Source organism: Oleomonas cavernae, assembly GCF_003590945.1.
GTDB lineage: Bacteria > Pseudomonadota > Alphaproteobacteria > Zavarziniales > Zavarziniaceae > Zavarzinia > Zavarzinia cavernae.
Genome location: NZ_QYUK01000011.1, coordinates 636,266 through 649,940, shown reverse-complemented (window position 1 = coordinate 649,940; position 13,675 = coordinate 636,266). Strand labels below are relative to the sequence as shown.

At 68.1% G+C, this 13,675-nt stretch carries 16 protein-coding genes and 1 riboswitch; of the genes, 9 read left to right on the top strand and 7 right to left on the bottom strand.

Annotated elements, in window-relative coordinates:
- Positions 1-119 precede the first annotated feature (119 nt).
- A complete protein-coding gene (locus D3874_RS06600) occupies positions 120-1,445 on the bottom strand; it encodes an MFS transporter (protein WP_119777377.1) in 1,326 nt (441 codons plus the stop codon).
- 185 nt (positions 1,446-1,630) lie between these two features.
- Here D3874_RS06600 and D3874_RS06595 point away from each other — a divergent pair, with 185 nt between their 5' ends.
- The 6 genes from D3874_RS06595 to D3874_RS06570 all read left to right on the top strand — a co-directional run bounded on the left by D3874_RS06595 (position 1,631) and on the right by D3874_RS06570 (position 5,830).
- Positions 1,631-2,323 carry a 50S ribosomal protein L25/general stress protein Ctc gene (locus D3874_RS06595; RefSeq protein WP_119777376.1) on the top strand — a complete coding sequence of 231 codons (693 nt, stop codon included), beginning with the start codon at positions 1,631-1,633 and terminating at the stop codon, positions 2,321-2,323.
- A 62-nt stretch (positions 2,324-2,385) separates the two neighbouring features.
- Complete coding sequence (pth, locus tag D3874_RS06590; RefSeq protein ID WP_119777375.1) at positions 2,386-3,012, top strand: aminoacyl-tRNA hydrolase; 627 nt, start codon at positions 2,386-2,388, stop codon at positions 3,010-3,012.
- Positions 3,013-3,014: 2 nt separating this feature from the next.
- Complete coding sequence (gene ychF, locus D3874_RS06585; protein WP_119777374.1) at positions 3,015-4,115, top strand: redox-regulated ATPase YchF; 1,101 nt, start codon at positions 3,015-3,017, stop codon at positions 4,113-4,115.
- Between the two features lie 85 nt (positions 4,116-4,200).
- Positions 4,201-4,686, top strand: coding sequence for a MaoC family dehydratase (locus D3874_RS06580; protein WP_119777373.1), 486 nt, complete (start codon positions 4,201-4,203; stop codon positions 4,684-4,686).
- A complete protein-coding gene (locus D3874_RS06575) occupies positions 4,683-5,153 on the top strand; it encodes a MaoC family dehydratase (RefSeq protein ID WP_119777372.1) in 471 nt (156 codons plus the stop codon). The genes D3874_RS06580 and D3874_RS06575 overlap by 4 nt, the downstream gene beginning before the upstream one ends.
- The gene (locus D3874_RS06570; RefSeq protein WP_119777371.1) at positions 5,150-5,830 is read left to right on the top strand and encodes a dienelactone hydrolase family protein; all 681 of its coding nucleotides are present in this window, start codon (positions 5,150-5,152) and stop codon (positions 5,828-5,830) included. Before D3874_RS06575 ends, D3874_RS06570 begins: the two co-directional genes overlap by 4 nt.
- A gap of 17 nt (positions 5,831-5,847) precedes the next feature.
- Here D3874_RS06570 and D3874_RS29155 read toward each other — a convergent pair whose 3' ends face one another.
- From D3874_RS29155 to D3874_RS06540, 5 genes are all read right to left on the bottom strand, one after another.
- On the bottom strand, positions 5,848-6,522 hold the full coding sequence (locus D3874_RS29155; RefSeq protein ID WP_199698968.1) for an LIC_13387 family protein: 675 nt from the start codon (positions 6,520-6,522) through the stop codon (positions 5,848-5,850).
- Between the two features lie 169 nt (positions 6,523-6,691).
- On the bottom strand, positions 6,692-8,128 hold the full coding sequence (locus D3874_RS06555) for an IS1182 family transposase (protein ID WP_119777369.1): 1,437 nt from the start codon (positions 8,126-8,128) through the stop codon (positions 6,692-6,694).
- Between the two features lie 123 nt (positions 8,129-8,251).
- Complete coding sequence (locus tag D3874_RS06550) at positions 8,252-9,334, bottom strand: M48 family metallopeptidase (protein ID WP_119777368.1); 1,083 nt, start codon at positions 9,332-9,334, stop codon at positions 8,252-8,254.
- Between the two features lie 21 nt (positions 9,335-9,355).
- The gene (locus D3874_RS06545; RefSeq protein ID WP_119777367.1) at positions 9,356-9,907 is read right to left on the bottom strand and encodes a LemA family protein; all 552 of its coding nucleotides are present in this window, start codon (positions 9,905-9,907) and stop codon (positions 9,356-9,358) included.
- Between the two features lie 9 nt (positions 9,908-9,916).
- Entirely contained in the window at positions 9,917-10,807 is an 891-nt protein-coding gene (locus D3874_RS06540; protein WP_233559862.1) for an S-methyl-5'-thioadenosine phosphorylase, read from the bottom strand.
- Positions 10,808-10,971: 164 nt separating this feature from the next.
- Here D3874_RS06540 and D3874_RS06535 point away from each other — a divergent pair, with 164 nt between their 5' ends.
- On the top strand, positions 10,972-11,508 hold the full coding sequence (locus tag D3874_RS06535; RefSeq protein WP_119777365.1) for a hypothetical protein: 537 nt from the start codon (positions 10,972-10,974) through the stop codon (positions 11,506-11,508).
- 12 nt (positions 11,509-11,520) lie between these two features.
- Here D3874_RS06535 and D3874_RS06530 read toward each other — a convergent pair whose 3' ends face one another.
- Entirely contained in the window at positions 11,521-11,970 is a 450-nt protein-coding gene (locus D3874_RS06530; protein ID WP_119777364.1) for a DUF192 domain-containing protein, read from the bottom strand.
- 60 nt (positions 11,971-12,030) lie between these two features.
- A riboswitch (TPP riboswitch) is annotated at positions 12,031-12,137 on the top strand.
- Between D3874_RS06530 and D3874_RS06525 the strand changes: the two genes are divergently transcribed.
- Together D3874_RS06525 and D3874_RS06520 are read left to right on the top strand one after the other, a co-directional pair.
- Complete coding sequence (locus D3874_RS06525) at positions 12,128-12,889, top strand: ABC transporter ATP-binding protein (RefSeq protein WP_119777363.1); 762 nt, start codon at positions 12,128-12,130, stop codon at positions 12,887-12,889. (Overlaps the previous riboswitch by 10 nt.)
- Positions 12,886-13,671, top strand: a complete 786-nt coding sequence (locus D3874_RS06520) for an ABC transporter permease (RefSeq protein ID WP_119777362.1) — start codon at positions 12,886-12,888, stop codon at positions 13,669-13,671. The genes D3874_RS06525 and D3874_RS06520 overlap by 4 nt, the downstream gene beginning before the upstream one ends.
- Positions 13,672-13,675: the final 4 nt, after the last annotated feature.

Below are 13,675 nucleotides of genomic sequence, written 5' to 3'. Positions count from 1 at the left end.
GTCCCGCGGCCAGCGGCCGCACAGCAAGGTTCGGTTCAGCGGGCAAGTTAGGTCAATCGTCAAAAGCCCCACTTTAGGTCAATCGTCAAGAATTGGCGGCGGGCGGCCGCAGCCGGCCCTCAACGGGCCGGCTGGCCTGCCGCAACCTCGGCGATCGCCAGGCGGGGGACGGCAAGGGCATTGACCAGCACGGTGGCAATGCCGATGACGACGATCGCGGCGACATAGTGGGCCGGGGCCAGCGGGTTGACCGCGGTCATCATCGAGACCGCGAGCGGCGTCAGGCCGCCGAACACCGCGTAGGCGACATTGTAGGAGAATGACAGCCCGGTGAAGCGCACGGCGGCCGGAAAGGCATGAACCATCAGGTAGGGCACGATGCTGACCACGCCGACGCAAAAACCGACCACCGCATAGAGCGGCAGCAACCTGGACGGATCGGCCGCGGTGCCCAGGTACAGGGCATAGACGCCGGCGATCAGGGCAAGGCCCCCGACCAGGGTCACGCGCACCGGGCCGAAACGATCGAGCGCCGCGCCGGTCACGACGGCCGAGATCGTCAGCGTGACGGTCGCCGCGACATTGGCGATCAGCGTATCGGCCGCGGCGATCTGGTGCAGCTTCTGCATCAAGGTGGGCGTCATCAGGATGACCACGACGATGGCCGCGGTCAGCATCCAGGTCGCCATCATCGACATCACGACCGCGCGGCCATGGCCGCGCAGCACCTGCTTCAGCGGCAGGACGCTGGCAATCCGGGCCTGGCTGCGCATGGCCTCGAACACCGGCGTCTCGTCCAACCAGCGCCGCAGGTACATGGCGATCAGGCCGAATACCCCGCCGACCAGGAAGGGAATTCGCCAGGCAAAGGCGGCGACCTGTTCCGGCAGGTAGATGACATTGATGGCGGTTGCCATCAGCGAGCCCAGCAGGATGCCGGCGGTCAGCCCGCCGGTGAGCATGCCACAGGCGATGCCCACCCGGTTGGCCGGCACATGCTCGGCCACGAAGACCCAGGCGCCGGGCGCCTCGCCCCCGATCGCGGCCCCCTGCGCCATGCGCATCACCAGGAGCAGGATCGGCGCGGCATAGCCGATGCTCTCGTAGGTCGGCATCAGGCCGATCAGCAGCGTGGGCACGGCCATCAGGAAGACGCTGAAGGTGAACATGCGCTTGCGGCCCACCAGGTCGCCGAAATGCGCCATGACGATGCCGCCCAGCGGCCGCGCCAGATAGCCGGCGGCGAAGATGCCGTAGGTCTGCACCACCTGCAGCCATTCGGGCATGTCGGGCGGGAAGAACAGGTGGCCGATAACCACCGTGAAGAAGACGAAGATGATGAAGTCGTAGAATTCGAGCGCCCCGCCCAGGGCCGCCAGGGTCAAGGTGCGAGCATCGCGGCGGGTCAATCGGCCGGCCTGGGGGCTCGGCAAGGCTTCACTCATGGTTGGGATCCTGACGTGGCGCGGGGGCATGGCAATCCCATATCGCCACGGCCGGCGCCAGGGCAAGCTGGGCAACCGAGCTTTGCACGGCGGGCAAGGCTTGCCCTTCCCCCCCAATTGCGCTAAACACCCGCGTTCACCGGCGCCCGCACCCCTGGAGGCGGGCGTTTTCATTGGAGATTGAAATGAGCAAGATTTCTACGCTCGCCGTCGAGGCACGCGACCGGGCTGGTAAGGGGTCCGCCCGGGCTGCGCGTCGTGACGGTCGAGTTCCCGCCGTGATCTACGGCAACAAGGAAGCCGCCGAAGTCATCACCGTCGAAGACAAGATGCTGGCCCGCGAACTGTCGAAGGGCAAGTTCCTGTCGACCGTTTACGACCTGCAGATCGGCGACCGGGTCGAGCGCGTGCTGCCCCGCGACGTGCAGTTCCATCCCGTCAGCGACAAGGCGCTGCACGTGGATTTCCTGCGCATCGCCAAGGACGGCCTGATCTTGGTGCAGGTGCCCGTCGCCTTCACCAACCAGCTCGAAAGCCCCGGCCTGAAGCGTGGCGGCGTGCTGAACATCGTTCGCCACGAGATCGAGCTGAAGTGCCCGGCCGATGACGTGCCCGAGCAGATCACCATCAGCCTGGCCGGCCTCGACATCAACGACTCGGTGCACATCAACGACGTCGCCCTGCCGGCTGGCGCCAAGCTGACCGTGGCCGACCGCAACTTCACCGTTGCCACGATCGCGCCGCCGACCGTCGCGGCCGAGGCTGCCCCGGCCGCCGCCGCTGCTCCCGCCGCCGCCGCCAAGGCGCCCGCCGGTGCTGCGAAGGCCCCGGCCGGTGCCGCCAAGGCGCCGGAAAAGAAGGCCCCGGCCAAGAAGTAATGTTCTGACATGGACACCCGGCCTGAACCGGCCGGGTGTCCACCCCTTCGAGGGGAAGTTCGATGATCCTCCTCGTCGGCCTGGGCAATCCCGGCGGCCAGTATGCCGGCAACCGGCACAATATCGGCTTCATGGCGATCGACGCCATTCACCACCGGCACGATTTCGGGCCATGGAAGCGCGCCTTCCAGGGCGAGATCGCCGAAGGCAAGCTGGCCCCCGCCGGCGACAAGGTGCTGCTGCTGAAGCCCCTGACCTACATGAACGAGAGCGGCCGGGCCGTGGGCGAGGCCGCGCGGTTCTACAAGCTCGACCTCGCCCATATCGTGGTCTTCCACGACGAGCTCGACCTTGCCGCCGGCCGCCTGAAGATGAAGACCGGCGGCGGCCATGCCGGGCACAACGGCCTGCGCTCGCTCGACGCCCACATCGGCCCGACCTATCGCCGCGTGCGCCTAGGGATCAGCCATCCCGGCGACAAGGCGGCGGTGCTGCGCTATGTCCTGGGCGACTTCGGCAAGAGCGACAATACCTGGCTGCATCCCCTGCTCGACGCGGTGGCGCAAGAGGCACCGCTGCTCGCGCGCGGCGAGGATGCCGCCTTCCAATCAAAGGTGGCGCTGCTGACCGCGCCGCCCAAGCCGGCCAAACCGCCCAAGGCGGCGCCGGCAGAACCTTCAGGAGAGTAAGCATGGGTTTCAAGTGCGGCATCGTCGGGCTGCCCAATGTCGGCAAGTCGACCCTGTTCAACGCCCTGACCCAGACGGCAGCGGCGGCGGCGGCGAACTATCCCTTCTGCACCATCGAGCCCAATGTCGGCCAGGTGCCGGTGCCTGATCCGCGCCTCGAGACCATCGCCAAGATCGGCGGCTCGGCCCAGATCATCCCGACCCAGATCACCTTCGTCGACATCGCCGGCCTGGTGCGCGGCGCCTCGCAGGGCGAAGGCCTGGGCAACCAGTTCCTGTCCCACATCCGCGAGGTCGACGCCGTCTGCCACGTCCTGCGCTGCTTCGAGGACGGCGACATCACCCATGTCGAAGGCCGGGTCGATCCGCTGGCCGATGCCGAGATCATCGAGACCGAGCTGATGCTGGCCGACCTCGACAGCCTGGAAAAGCGCTTCCCCGCCCTGCAGAAGAAGAGCAAGGGCGCCACGGACGAAGAGACCAAGATCCGCCTGTCGCTGATGGAACGCGCCTTGACCGTGCTGCGCGAGGGCAAGCCCGCCCGCGTGGTCGAGATCGCCGCCGACGAGCGGGCGATCTGGCCGACCCTGGACCTGATCACCTCCAAGCCCGTGCTCTATGTCTGCAATGTCGAGGAGGCCTCGGCCGCCACCGGCAACGTCCACTCGGCCAAGGTCGCCCAGATGGCCAAGGCCGAAGGGGCCGCCTTCGTCGTCATCTCGGCCGCGATCGAGGCGGAAGTCGCCCAACTCGACGCGGAAGAACGCCAGGCGTTCCTCGCCGACCTGGGGCTGGAGGAAACCGGCCTCGCCCGGATGATCCGCGCCGGCTACGGCCTGCTGGGCCTGATCACCTATTTCACCGTCGGGCCTAAGGAAGCGCGGGCCTGGACCATCGTCAAGGGCACCAAGGGCCCCGGCGCCGCCGGCGTGATCCATTCCGATTTCGAGCGCGGCTTCATCCGGGCCGAGACCATGGCCTATGACGACTATGTGAAATACAAGGGCGAAGCGGCGGCGCGCGATGCCGGCCGCCTGCGCCTGGAAGGCAAGGAATATGTCGTCGCCGACGGCGACATCCTGCATTTCCGCTTCAACGCCTAATATCCCCTGCCCGGCCCGGTGCGATTGCGCCGGGCGCGGCCAGCGTCTAGATTCCGTCCCGGCTAGGACAGACGAGGCGGCAGCAATGGCGGAAACAGGGGCACCAGCGGCCGACCTGCTCCATTTCGAGGATTTCGAGGTCGGCAAGGTCGAAACCTACGGCGATACGCAAATCACCGAGGCCGACATCCTGGAATTCGCCCGCGAATTCGATCCGCTGCCGATTCATGTCGACGCCGAGGCTGCGGCGAACTCGCCCTTCGGCGGCCTGATCGCCTCGGGCGCGCATAGCTGTTCGATCATGATGCGGCTGATGTGCGACGGCTACATGCTGCGCGCGACCTCCCTGGGCTCGCCCGGGGTCGACGAGGTCCGCTACCTGCTGCCCGTCCGCCCGGGCGACCGGCTGCGCCTGCGCATGGAGGTGGTGGAGGCGCGCCGCTCGCGGTCGCGGCCGACCACCGGGGTGGTCACCTCGCGGCAGGAACTGGTCAACCAGAACGGCGAGATCGTCCTGGAGATGCGCGCCAGCGTCATGTTCCGCTGCCGCAGCGCGGGCGAGGCAGCATGAGCGACCGGCGCCTTCACTGGTTCGAGGATTTCGTGCCCGGCACCACGGTGACGGCCGGCACCATCAGCTTCGACGAGGCGGAAATCATCGCCTTCGCCAGGCGTTACGACCCCCAGCCGTTCCATATCGACCCGGTCGCGGCGGCCGGCTCGTTCTATGGCGGCATCATCGCGTCGGGCTGGCACACCTTCTCCAAGATCATCCGCACCATCACCGATTACACCCTGGGCCATGACGGCTGCCCCGGCTTCATCGTTTCGCCGGGGTTCGAGGATCTGCGCTGGATCAAGCCCGTGCGCCCGGGCGACGTGCTGACGGTAACGATCGAGGTCATCAGCGCGACGGCGTCGGAAACCCGGCCCGACCGGGGCCTGATCAAACAGCGCTTTTCCGCCGCGAATGCCACGGGCGAGGTGGTTTGCAGCGTCCTGGGCAAGGCATTCATCGGCAAGCGGGGGCAGCAATGAGCGGCGAATGGATCACGCTCGAGGCCGCCGACGGCCACAAGTTCCAGGCCTGGCACATCATGCCCGGCGGCACCCCGCGCGGCGGCATCATCGTCGCCATGGAGATTTTCGGGGTCAACGCCCACATCCGCGACCTGTGCCAGCGCTATGCCGCGCAAGGCTATGAGGTCGTGGCCCCCCAGCTCTACGACCGCGCCCTGCCGCAGGCCGACCTGCCCTATGATGCCGACGGCGTCGCCAAGGGCCGCGCCCTGCGCGAGGAGATCGGCTGGGAGGCACCGATGCTGGATGTCACCGCCTGCGCGGGCCATCTGCGGCGCGGCACCGGCCAGGAGCCGGTGGGCATCGTCGGCTACTGCTTTGGCGGCGCCATCGCCTGGCTGGCGGCGGCCAAGGTGCCGCGGCTCGATTGCGCCGTGGGCTACTACGGCACGGCGATCCTGAACTTCGTCGAACTGGCGCCGAAATGCCCCACCATGCTGCACTTCGGCTCGAAGGACGCTTCCACGCCCGAAGACAGGATCGAGTTTCTGGCCGAGAAGCACCCGGAAGTCGCGATCCATCTCTACGACGCCGACCACGGCTTCAGTTCCGACCGCCGGGCCAATTTCGACGCCGCCGCCAGCAAGCTGGCGCTGGAACGGACGCTCGCCTTCTTCGACGCGCACCTGGACTGACCGGGGTTCAGGCCCGGCTACGACCAGTTGACGGCGATGCCGGCCAGGTAGCAGCCCAGCGCGATTGAGACGCCGAGCACCGGGCCGGCGAAAAAATAGAGCCGCGCAAGCACCAGCAGCCCGGCCAGGGTAGCAAAGCCGACGACCAGCAGCACGGGGTCATCGAAGAGCAGGCCGGCGCGCGTGATGGCCAGGTGGCCGTAGACGAGGCCGAACAGGATCAGCGCAATACTGTGGGTGGCATTGAAGCCGATCCAGGCCCGCCACATGTCGGTCTGCCGCGAGATCACCAGCGGCACGCCGGTCATGGCCGCACGAAGCGACCGATCCCGTGGCATCAGCTTCGGGCCGACAAAGGTCAGAAACAGGTGACCAATGCCGAGCGCCAGGAGAATGCCAGCACTGACGGCTACTAGGATCTGGGCGAGCATCCACACGGTCCTTTCAGGTCGCGCCAGCGCCGGTCTTGGCCGAATATCTGGAATGGACTGACGCTGATACATGGGTCGCGCGCTTGGCCCTGTGGACGAGTACAGGCCGATCCGCCCGCCCTTGCAACGGCGGGCATTGTCGCAACCAGGATCGCGCGTCAACTTGACGCTGACCACGGCTTCAGTCTGCGCCGGGCCAATTTCGACGCCGCCGCCAGCAAGCTGGCACTGGAACGGACGCTCGCCTTCTTCGACGCGCACCAGGACTGACCTCCTCATCGTCATCCCGGCGCAGGCCGGGATCCATTCTGGGGCAGCGCGCGATGTCGCAATGGATCCCGGCCTTCCAGGCTGTGTGGAAAGTCGCCTTGGTCGCCGGGTGGGTCTGGATGTTCCGGTCGGCTCGCCGCTTGGCGGAGAGCAAAGCCGGTCAAGCGGGCTCGACGCGGAGGGCGTCGAGGATGGCCGGGACGCCGAGGATGGTGATGGCCCGCTTGAGGTTGAAGCCCAGGACGGCGAGGGCGAGTTCGGATCGGGCTTTCTCGAGGCCCCGGACCAGGAAGCGGGGATAGCCGAGCAGCCACTTCATGTGGCCGAAGGGGTGTTCGGCCAGTTCGCGGCGGCGTTTCATCAAGCCCGGGTCGTCGCTGGCGTGCCGGTGCATGGCCTGCCTGTCGTCTTCGTAGAAGTGCCGGGCGATCGTTCGCCTCGCCGCCTTGGTGCATTGCGGCTTGAGCGCGCAGCCGGCGCAGGCCTCGGTCCTGTAGTGGCGGACCTTCTCCGTCTGCGAGGTCTTGAACAGAGTCAGGGTGGCACCCGCCGGGCAGGTCCAGCGGTCGCCGGCGGCATCGTAGCGGAAGGCGTCGCGGCTGAAGAGCGTCGTATCCCTGGTCTGGACCGTCTCGGGGCGCGGCACCGCCGCGGTGATGCCCGCCGCCGCGCAGGCCTTGCCCTGCTCGCCGTTGGAGTAGCCGGTATCGGCGACGACGGTGAGCGCCTCGACCTCCAGCACGGCCTTGGCCTGCTCGGCCATGGGCAGGAGTTGGCCAAGGTCGTTGCCGTCGCTGGTGAGTTCGAAGGCGGCGATCAGCCCGTGCCGGCCGTCCACGGCGGTCTGCGCATTGTAGGCGACCTGATGGCCATGGTGCGCGGTCTTCATCAGCCGCGCCTCGGCTTCGCCGATCACCAGTTGGCTCAGCCCCTGGTCCGCCAGCGCCTTGGTCTGCGCCTGGATATCTTCCCGCCGCTGCCGCAGCGCCGCCAGCGCCGCCGCCACCGCCGGGGCCGAGCCGGCCGGCTCGGCGGCGGCATCGTCGCGATCCGCCGCGTCCATGGCCGCGAGATAGCCGGCGATCTTCGCGTCGAGCGCCGCCGCCTGCTTGGCCAGCGCCTTGGGCGTGAGCACCTTCTTGCGGCTCGCCACCGCCTCGATCTTGCTGCCGTCGATCGCCACCAACGCGCCGCCCAAGAGCGAATGGCCCCGGCAGAACCCCACGAACGACCGCGTCACCGCGACGATGGCCTGGGCGTGATCCTTGCGAAAGTCGGCGATCGTCTTGAACGAGGGCATCAGCCGGTTGATCAGCCACTGCACCTCGAGATTGCGCACCGCCTCGCGCTCCAGCCGGCGGCTGGAGCGCATCTGGTTGGAATAGCCGTAGACATAGAGCTTCAAGAGATCACCCGGATGAAACGCCGGCCGCCCCAGCGTGCCCGCCGCCACCCGGGAAAAGCCCAGCGCCTGCAAATCCAGCGTCTCGACAAAGGCATCGATCACCCGAACCACGTGCGCCTCGTCAAGACGCTCGTCCAGGCTCGCCGCCACAAGTTCACGCTGATCCCGGCTCGACCCCTCTATGTGACCCATCGCTTGCCATCCGACCTGCCGCCGACAACAGTGAATCACGTCCAAAACACTTTGCAAACCGGCCAAAGAGACTTTCCACACAGCCTGGAAGGCGGGATGACAACAATGGGTCGGGTGAAGGAGCTAACCCTTCAGGTTACGCAGCCGTTCGATGCGCTCGGCGAGCGGCGGATGGGTGGACATCAGGGCGCTGGCCTTGGCCGAGAAATCGCGGAACGGGTTGACGATGAACAGGTGCTGGGTCGCCCGGTTGGCCTTGTCGAAGGGCACGGTCGAGGCGCCCAGTTTTTCCAGCGCCGAGATCATGGCGACGGAATTGCGCGTGAGTTTCACGCTGGTGGCATCCGCCAGGTATTCGCGCTGGCGCGAGATCGCCATCTGCACGAACTTGGCGGCGATCGGCGCGATAATGGCGAAGACCAGCAGGATGATCATCAGGATCGCCTGGAGGCCGTTGCCCTTGCCGCTGGACGAGCGCGAGCGGCCTAGGCTGGCAAAGCGCATGGTGCGCAGGATGCCGTCCGCGACCAGGGCGATCAGGCCGACATAGACTCCCACCGCCGTGCCGTAGCGCATGTCGAGGTTGAGGACGTGGCCCATCTCGTGGCCGACCACGGCCTGCAATTCCTCGCGGTTGAGGGTCGCGAGCAGGCCGCGGGTGACGGCGACGGCCGCCTTGTCGGTCGACATGCCGGTGGCGAAGGCATTGAGCGCATCGGTCTCGATGATCGCGACCTTGGGCTTGGGCAGGCCCGCGGCGATGGCCATTTCCTCGACCACGTTGTGGAGTTGCGGCGCCTCCTCCTGCGACACTTCCTTGGCGCCGGAGAGGCTGAGCACGATGCGCGCGCCAAAGCGCATGGCGATCAGGGTCCAGATCAGGCTGACCGCGATCATGAACAGGGCAAAGCCGAAGCCCAGGCCCGAGGCGAAGGGGTTGAAACGGGGATCGCCCTCGCCCGCCTGGATCGTGGCGCCCAGCAGGTAACCCAGCACGGCCCCGATGGCGATCATGACGCTGACCAGCACCCAGGTGTTGCGCCGGTTGCGGGCCGCCGCGCCGATGAAATCGGTCGAGGCGATGCCCGTGGCCGCGGTCGCCCGGGACGGCATGGGCGCAAAGACCGTCGCTTCCGGGTCGGCGGCAGCGGCAGCCGATCGATCGCCCCAGGGGCCCGAACCGCCCCCCTGCCCCGCGTCCGTCATGCCCGCCTCCCGTCGCGATACCTAGCGCAGGTCGACCTTGACCGGCGCCTTTTCCGTCTCCGGCACCTCGAAATACTCATGGGGGCCAAAGCCGCCCATGCGCGCCACGATGTTCGAGGGGAACTGCTCGATCCTGTTGTTCTGGGTCATGGCGCTGTCGTTGTAGTGCTGGCGCGCGAAGGCGATCTTGTTCTCGGTCGAGGTCAGCTCCTCCATCAAGGTGCGGACATTGTCGTTCGCCTTGAGGTCTGGATAGGATTCGGCCAGGGCGAAGAACTTGCCCAGGGCGCCTGAAAGCTGTGCCTCGGCGGCGCCGGCGGCGGCGGGCGTGGTCGCGGCCATCGCGGTATTGCGGGCGGCGATCACCTTCTGCAGGGTTTCCTGCTCGTAGCCCATGTAATCCTTGGCGACCTCGACCAGGTTGGGAATGAGGTCGTAGCGGCGCTTGAGCTGGACATCGATCTGCTTCCAGCCGGCCAGCACCTGGTTCTTGCCCGCGACCAGGCCGTTGTAGGTCGCAATCGCATAGAGGACGACGAGGACAACCAGCCCCAGCACAATCCAACCGAACATGCCCTTCTCCTATCCTTGCGCCTTGGCCTCAAGCCGAAGGACGCGCCCCGCAACAGCGTCGAGTCTGGCCACCGCGCCTGGATCGCGCGCCTGCGGCGGCGTGATCACGGCATGTTCCAGCGCCCGGTCGCAACCATGCCGGCAAGCCCCGTGATGCGAGGCGCCAAGCGTGGGCGCGATGCCCCTGACCAGGGCCCGGGCCGCCTGGGCGTTACGATGCAGGACCTCGACGATCGTCGCGACCTCGACCGCGCCATGTTCGTCGTGCCAGCAATCGAAATCTGTGACCATCGCCACGGTCGCGTAACAAAGTTCGGCTTCGCGGGCCAGCTTGGCCTCGGGCATGTTGGTCATGCCGATCACGTCGCAGCCCCAGCCACGGTAGAGATTGGATTCGGCGCGGGAGGAAAATTGCGGCCCCTCCATCGCCAGGTAGGTTCCGCCGCGATGCAAGGTGACCTCGGCAAAGATCGCGGCGCCCTCGATCAGGTCGCCCAGGCGCTGGCACACCGGGTCGGCCATCGACACATGGGCGACCAGGCCTGACCCGAAAAAGCTCTTCTCGCGGGCGAAGGTGCGGTCGATGAACTGGTCGACCACGACGAAGGTGCCGGGCGGCAACTCCTCGCGGAACGAACCGCAGGCCGACATCGACAGGACATCGGTCACGCCCAGGCGCTTGAGGGCATCGATGTTGGCACGGTAGTTGATCTCGGTGGGCGACAGGCGATGACCGCGGCCATGGCGCGGCAGGAAGGCGACCTCGAGGTCGCCCAGGCGCCCGGTCAGGATCTCGTCCGAAGGCGGCCCCCAAGGCGTGTCCACGGCCACCCAGGCCTGATCCTCGAGCCCGTCGATGCTGTAGAGCCCGCTGCCGCCGATGACGCCCAACATGGCCATGCCGCCCAATTCCCCCATAGCGATCATCTCACCAATCTATACAATCCTTCGAGGCGCAACACTCAGCACGGGAAACCTCGATCCTGGAACATCATAGCTTCCGCCGCCCCCTCGCGGCATCGCTGATCGCGCTCGCGGCTGCCGGCTGCAGCTACAATGCCGCCGTGACGCCGCCACCGCCAGCGCCGATCGAAATCAGCCTGGAGGCGCCCTTGCCCGGCCCGGTCGGCCTGATCGTCGATACCGGGGAACTCGACCGCCATCGCCGGGCGCGCCCCGGCCCCTGCAACGGCCATGTCTTCGAGGTCGACGCCAGCGTGGCTTTCCGCATCGCGGCCCTGGCCTCGCTGCGCCAGGTGTTTGCCCAGGTGGCGCCCGACGATCCCGCCGCGCCGCGCACCATCGCGCTGGCGGTCGACGAGGTCGACTATCGGGGCAAGCTCGAGGTGGGCCTGCTCGAGACCGTGTTCAGGGCGACGGCCGAACTCTCGGCCTCCCTACGGCTCGAGGGGCCCGACGGCAAGATCTATGAAACCAGCCGCGAGGCAACGGGCAAGGCCGAGGATGTCCTGGCGCTGACCTGCGACAACATCCCGGCGATCCTGGCCGCCGCGATGAGCGAGGCGATGCGCACCCTCCTGGCCGACCTGACCGAGCGGGTCGCCAATGCGCCCAAGGTCAGGGCGGCGTTCCGGCCCTAGCGGGGGCGGCCGTCAGCGGAAGGCGGGGTAGTCGATCCGGTCGCCGGGCACGATGTGCAGGCGCGCGGCGGTGCCGGCGTTGACTTCCAGCACGCCGATCACCAGACGGTCGGCGGGGATGCGGTCGGTGCTGTAGGGCACGGTGTCGGCCGCGATCGAGGTGATGATGCCCTTCTGGTCGACGAACAGCATGTCGAGCGGCAGGGGCGTGTTCTTCATCCACATGACGATGCCGACCGGCCGCGGATAGAGGAACAGCATGCCGGCATCGGATGCCAGTTGTTCGCGGAACATCAGCCCCTTCATCCGCTCGGCATCCTCGTCGGCGATCTCGACCTGAAAGGCGTGCCGGGTGCCGGCGGCCGAGACGATGGTGAGCTGTTCGGCGTGGGCGGCACCGGCACGGACGAGCGCCAGTACTAGGAGGGCGGGAGCACACAGGCGGCGCAGCAAGGTCGACATGGGACAGACCCTGCCCACGAGCCTCTTGCCCGTCAAGCGCCGAGCGGTCATAGTCCCCGCCTCTTCACTCGGGGAGCCGGAGCGCCGGCTGAGAGGTTCCACTTGGGAACGACCCCTAGAACCTGATCCGGTTCGCACCGGCGTAGGGATGGGTGTCATGATCGATACGGTCAGTTCGACCGCACGTGCCTTTACCGCTCCGGCGCTCGCCATCGAGTCCGCCGCCCTGCGCTTCGGCGATCGCGTCTACTTTGCCGGTCTCGACCTTGCCGTCGAGGCCGGCCACACCGCCTGCCTGCTGGGGCCCAGCGGCGTGGGCAAGTCCAGCCTGCTGCGCCTGCTGGCGGGCCTCGCCCCCGCGGGCGCCACCGGCACGGTCAAGGCCAGCGATGGCCTGCCCCTGCCCGGCCGCGTCGCCCTGATGGACCAGCGCGACCACCTGCTGCCCTGGGCCTCGCTGCTCGACAATGTGACCCTGGGGGCCCGCCTGCGCGGCGAGGCGGTCGATCCCGCCCGCGCCCGCCACCTGCTCGACCTGGTCGAACTGGACGCGGCCGCCGCCCTGCCGCCGCGCGCCCTGTCGGGCGGCCAGCGCCAGCGCGTGGCCCTGGCCCGCACCCTCTATGAAAACCGGCCGGTCGTGCTGATGGACGAGCCCTTCTCGGCCCTCGACGCGGTCACCCGCCACCGCCTGCAAACCACCACCGCCCGCCTGCTGGCCGGCCGCACCGTGCTGCTGGTCACCCACGACCCGGGCGAGGCGCTGCGCCTGGGCGATGCCGTCCACGTCCTGCGCGGCGAGCCGGCGCAATTGACCACGCTGGCCCTGCCGCCGCAGCCCGTGCCGCGCAGCCTGGGCGATGCCGCCGTGGCAGCCGCCCAGGCCGCGCTGCTGGCCCTGCTGGGGGCCATGGCATGACCAAGCTGCTGGCCGCCCTGGCGGCCTTCGCGGTCCTGATCGGCCTGTGGCAGGCGATCATCCTGCTGACCGACGTGCCGTTCTTCATCCTGCCCTCGCCTCTGGCGGTCGCCGAGACCTTGTGGCGGCAACGCGACCTGTTGCTGGCCCACGGCGCCACGACCCTGATTGAAATTGCCGCCGGCCTGCTGCTGGGCACCTTGCTGGGCATCGCCACGGCGGTGCTGCTGGCCTCGACCACGCGCTTGCGGCGCCTGGTGCTGCCGCTGGTGATCGCCAGCCAGGCCATCCCGGTCTTTGCCGTGGCGCCCCTGCTGGTGATGTGGCTGGGCTATGGCATGGCGTCGAAGATCGCCATGGCCTGCGTGATCATCTTCTTTCCCGTGACCGTGGCCCTGGCCGACGGCATCGCCCGGCTGGAACCGGGCCTGGCCGACCTGGCCCGGGTGATGACCGGCGGGGTGCAGCGGCCGGGCGGGCGCTGGCGCCTGTTGCGCCACCTCTATGGTCCCGCGGCGCTGCCCGCCCTGGGCTCGGGCCTGCGCATCGCCGCCGCCGTGGCGCCCATCGGTGCCGTGGTGGGCGAATGGGTCGGCTCGGCCGGGGGGCTGGGCTGGCTGATGCTGCATGCCAATGCCCGGGCCAAGATCGACCTGATGTTCGCCGCCCTGATCGTGCTCGCGGCCCTGGCCCTGCTGCTTTACCTGGGTGTCGACCGGCTGATGCGCCGGGCGACGCCCTGGGCCCAATCCTCCGACCCTGCAACCCTGACGGATAGTTGACCCC

Coding starts and splice junctions, on each gene's coding strand:
- D3874_RS06550 (WP_119777368.1), bottom strand. CDS start 9,334: ATGACGGACGCGGGGCAGGGGGGCGGTTCGGGCCCCTGGGGCGATCGA.
- D3874_RS06530 (WP_119777364.1), bottom strand. CDS start 11,970: ATGTCGACCTTGCTGCGCCGCCTGTGTGCTCCCGCCCTCCTAGTACTG.
- D3874_RS06555 (WP_119777369.1), bottom strand. CDS start 8,128: ATGGGTCACATAGAGGGGTCGAGCCGGGATCAGCGTGAACTTGTGGCG.
- D3874_RS06525 (WP_119777363.1), top strand. CDS start 12,128: ATGATCGATACGGTCAGTTCGACCGCACGTGCCTTTACCGCTCCGGCG.
- D3874_RS06595 (WP_119777376.1), top strand. CDS start 1,631: ATGAGCAAGATTTCTACGCTCGCCGTCGAGGCACGCGACCGGGCTGGT.
- ychF (WP_119777374.1), top strand. CDS start 3,015: ATGGGTTTCAAGTGCGGCATCGTCGGGCTGCCCAATGTCGGCAAGTCG.
- D3874_RS06545 (WP_119777367.1), bottom strand. CDS start 9,907: ATGTTCGGTTGGATTGTGCTGGGGCTGGTTGTCCTCGTCGTCCTCTAT.
- D3874_RS06520 (WP_119777362.1), top strand. CDS start 12,886: ATGACCAAGCTGCTGGCCGCCCTGGCGGCCTTCGCGGTCCTGATCGGC.
- pth (WP_119777375.1), top strand. CDS start 2,386: ATGATCCTCCTCGTCGGCCTGGGCAATCCCGGCGGCCAGTATGCCGGC.
- D3874_RS06570 (WP_119777371.1), top strand. CDS start 5,150: ATGAGCGGCGAATGGATCACGCTCGAGGCCGCCGACGGCCACAAGTTC.
- D3874_RS06575 (WP_119777372.1), top strand. CDS start 4,683: ATGAGCGACCGGCGCCTTCACTGGTTCGAGGATTTCGTGCCCGGCACC.
- D3874_RS06600 (WP_119777377.1), bottom strand. CDS start 1,445: ATGAGTGAAGCCTTGCCGAGCCCCCAGGCCGGCCGATTGACCCGCCGC.
- D3874_RS06540 (WP_233559862.1), bottom strand. CDS start 10,807: ATGGCCATGTTGGGCGTCATCGGCGGCAGCGGGCTCTACAGCATCGAC.
- D3874_RS06580 (WP_119777373.1), top strand. CDS start 4,201: ATGGCGGAAACAGGGGCACCAGCGGCCGACCTGCTCCATTTCGAGGAT.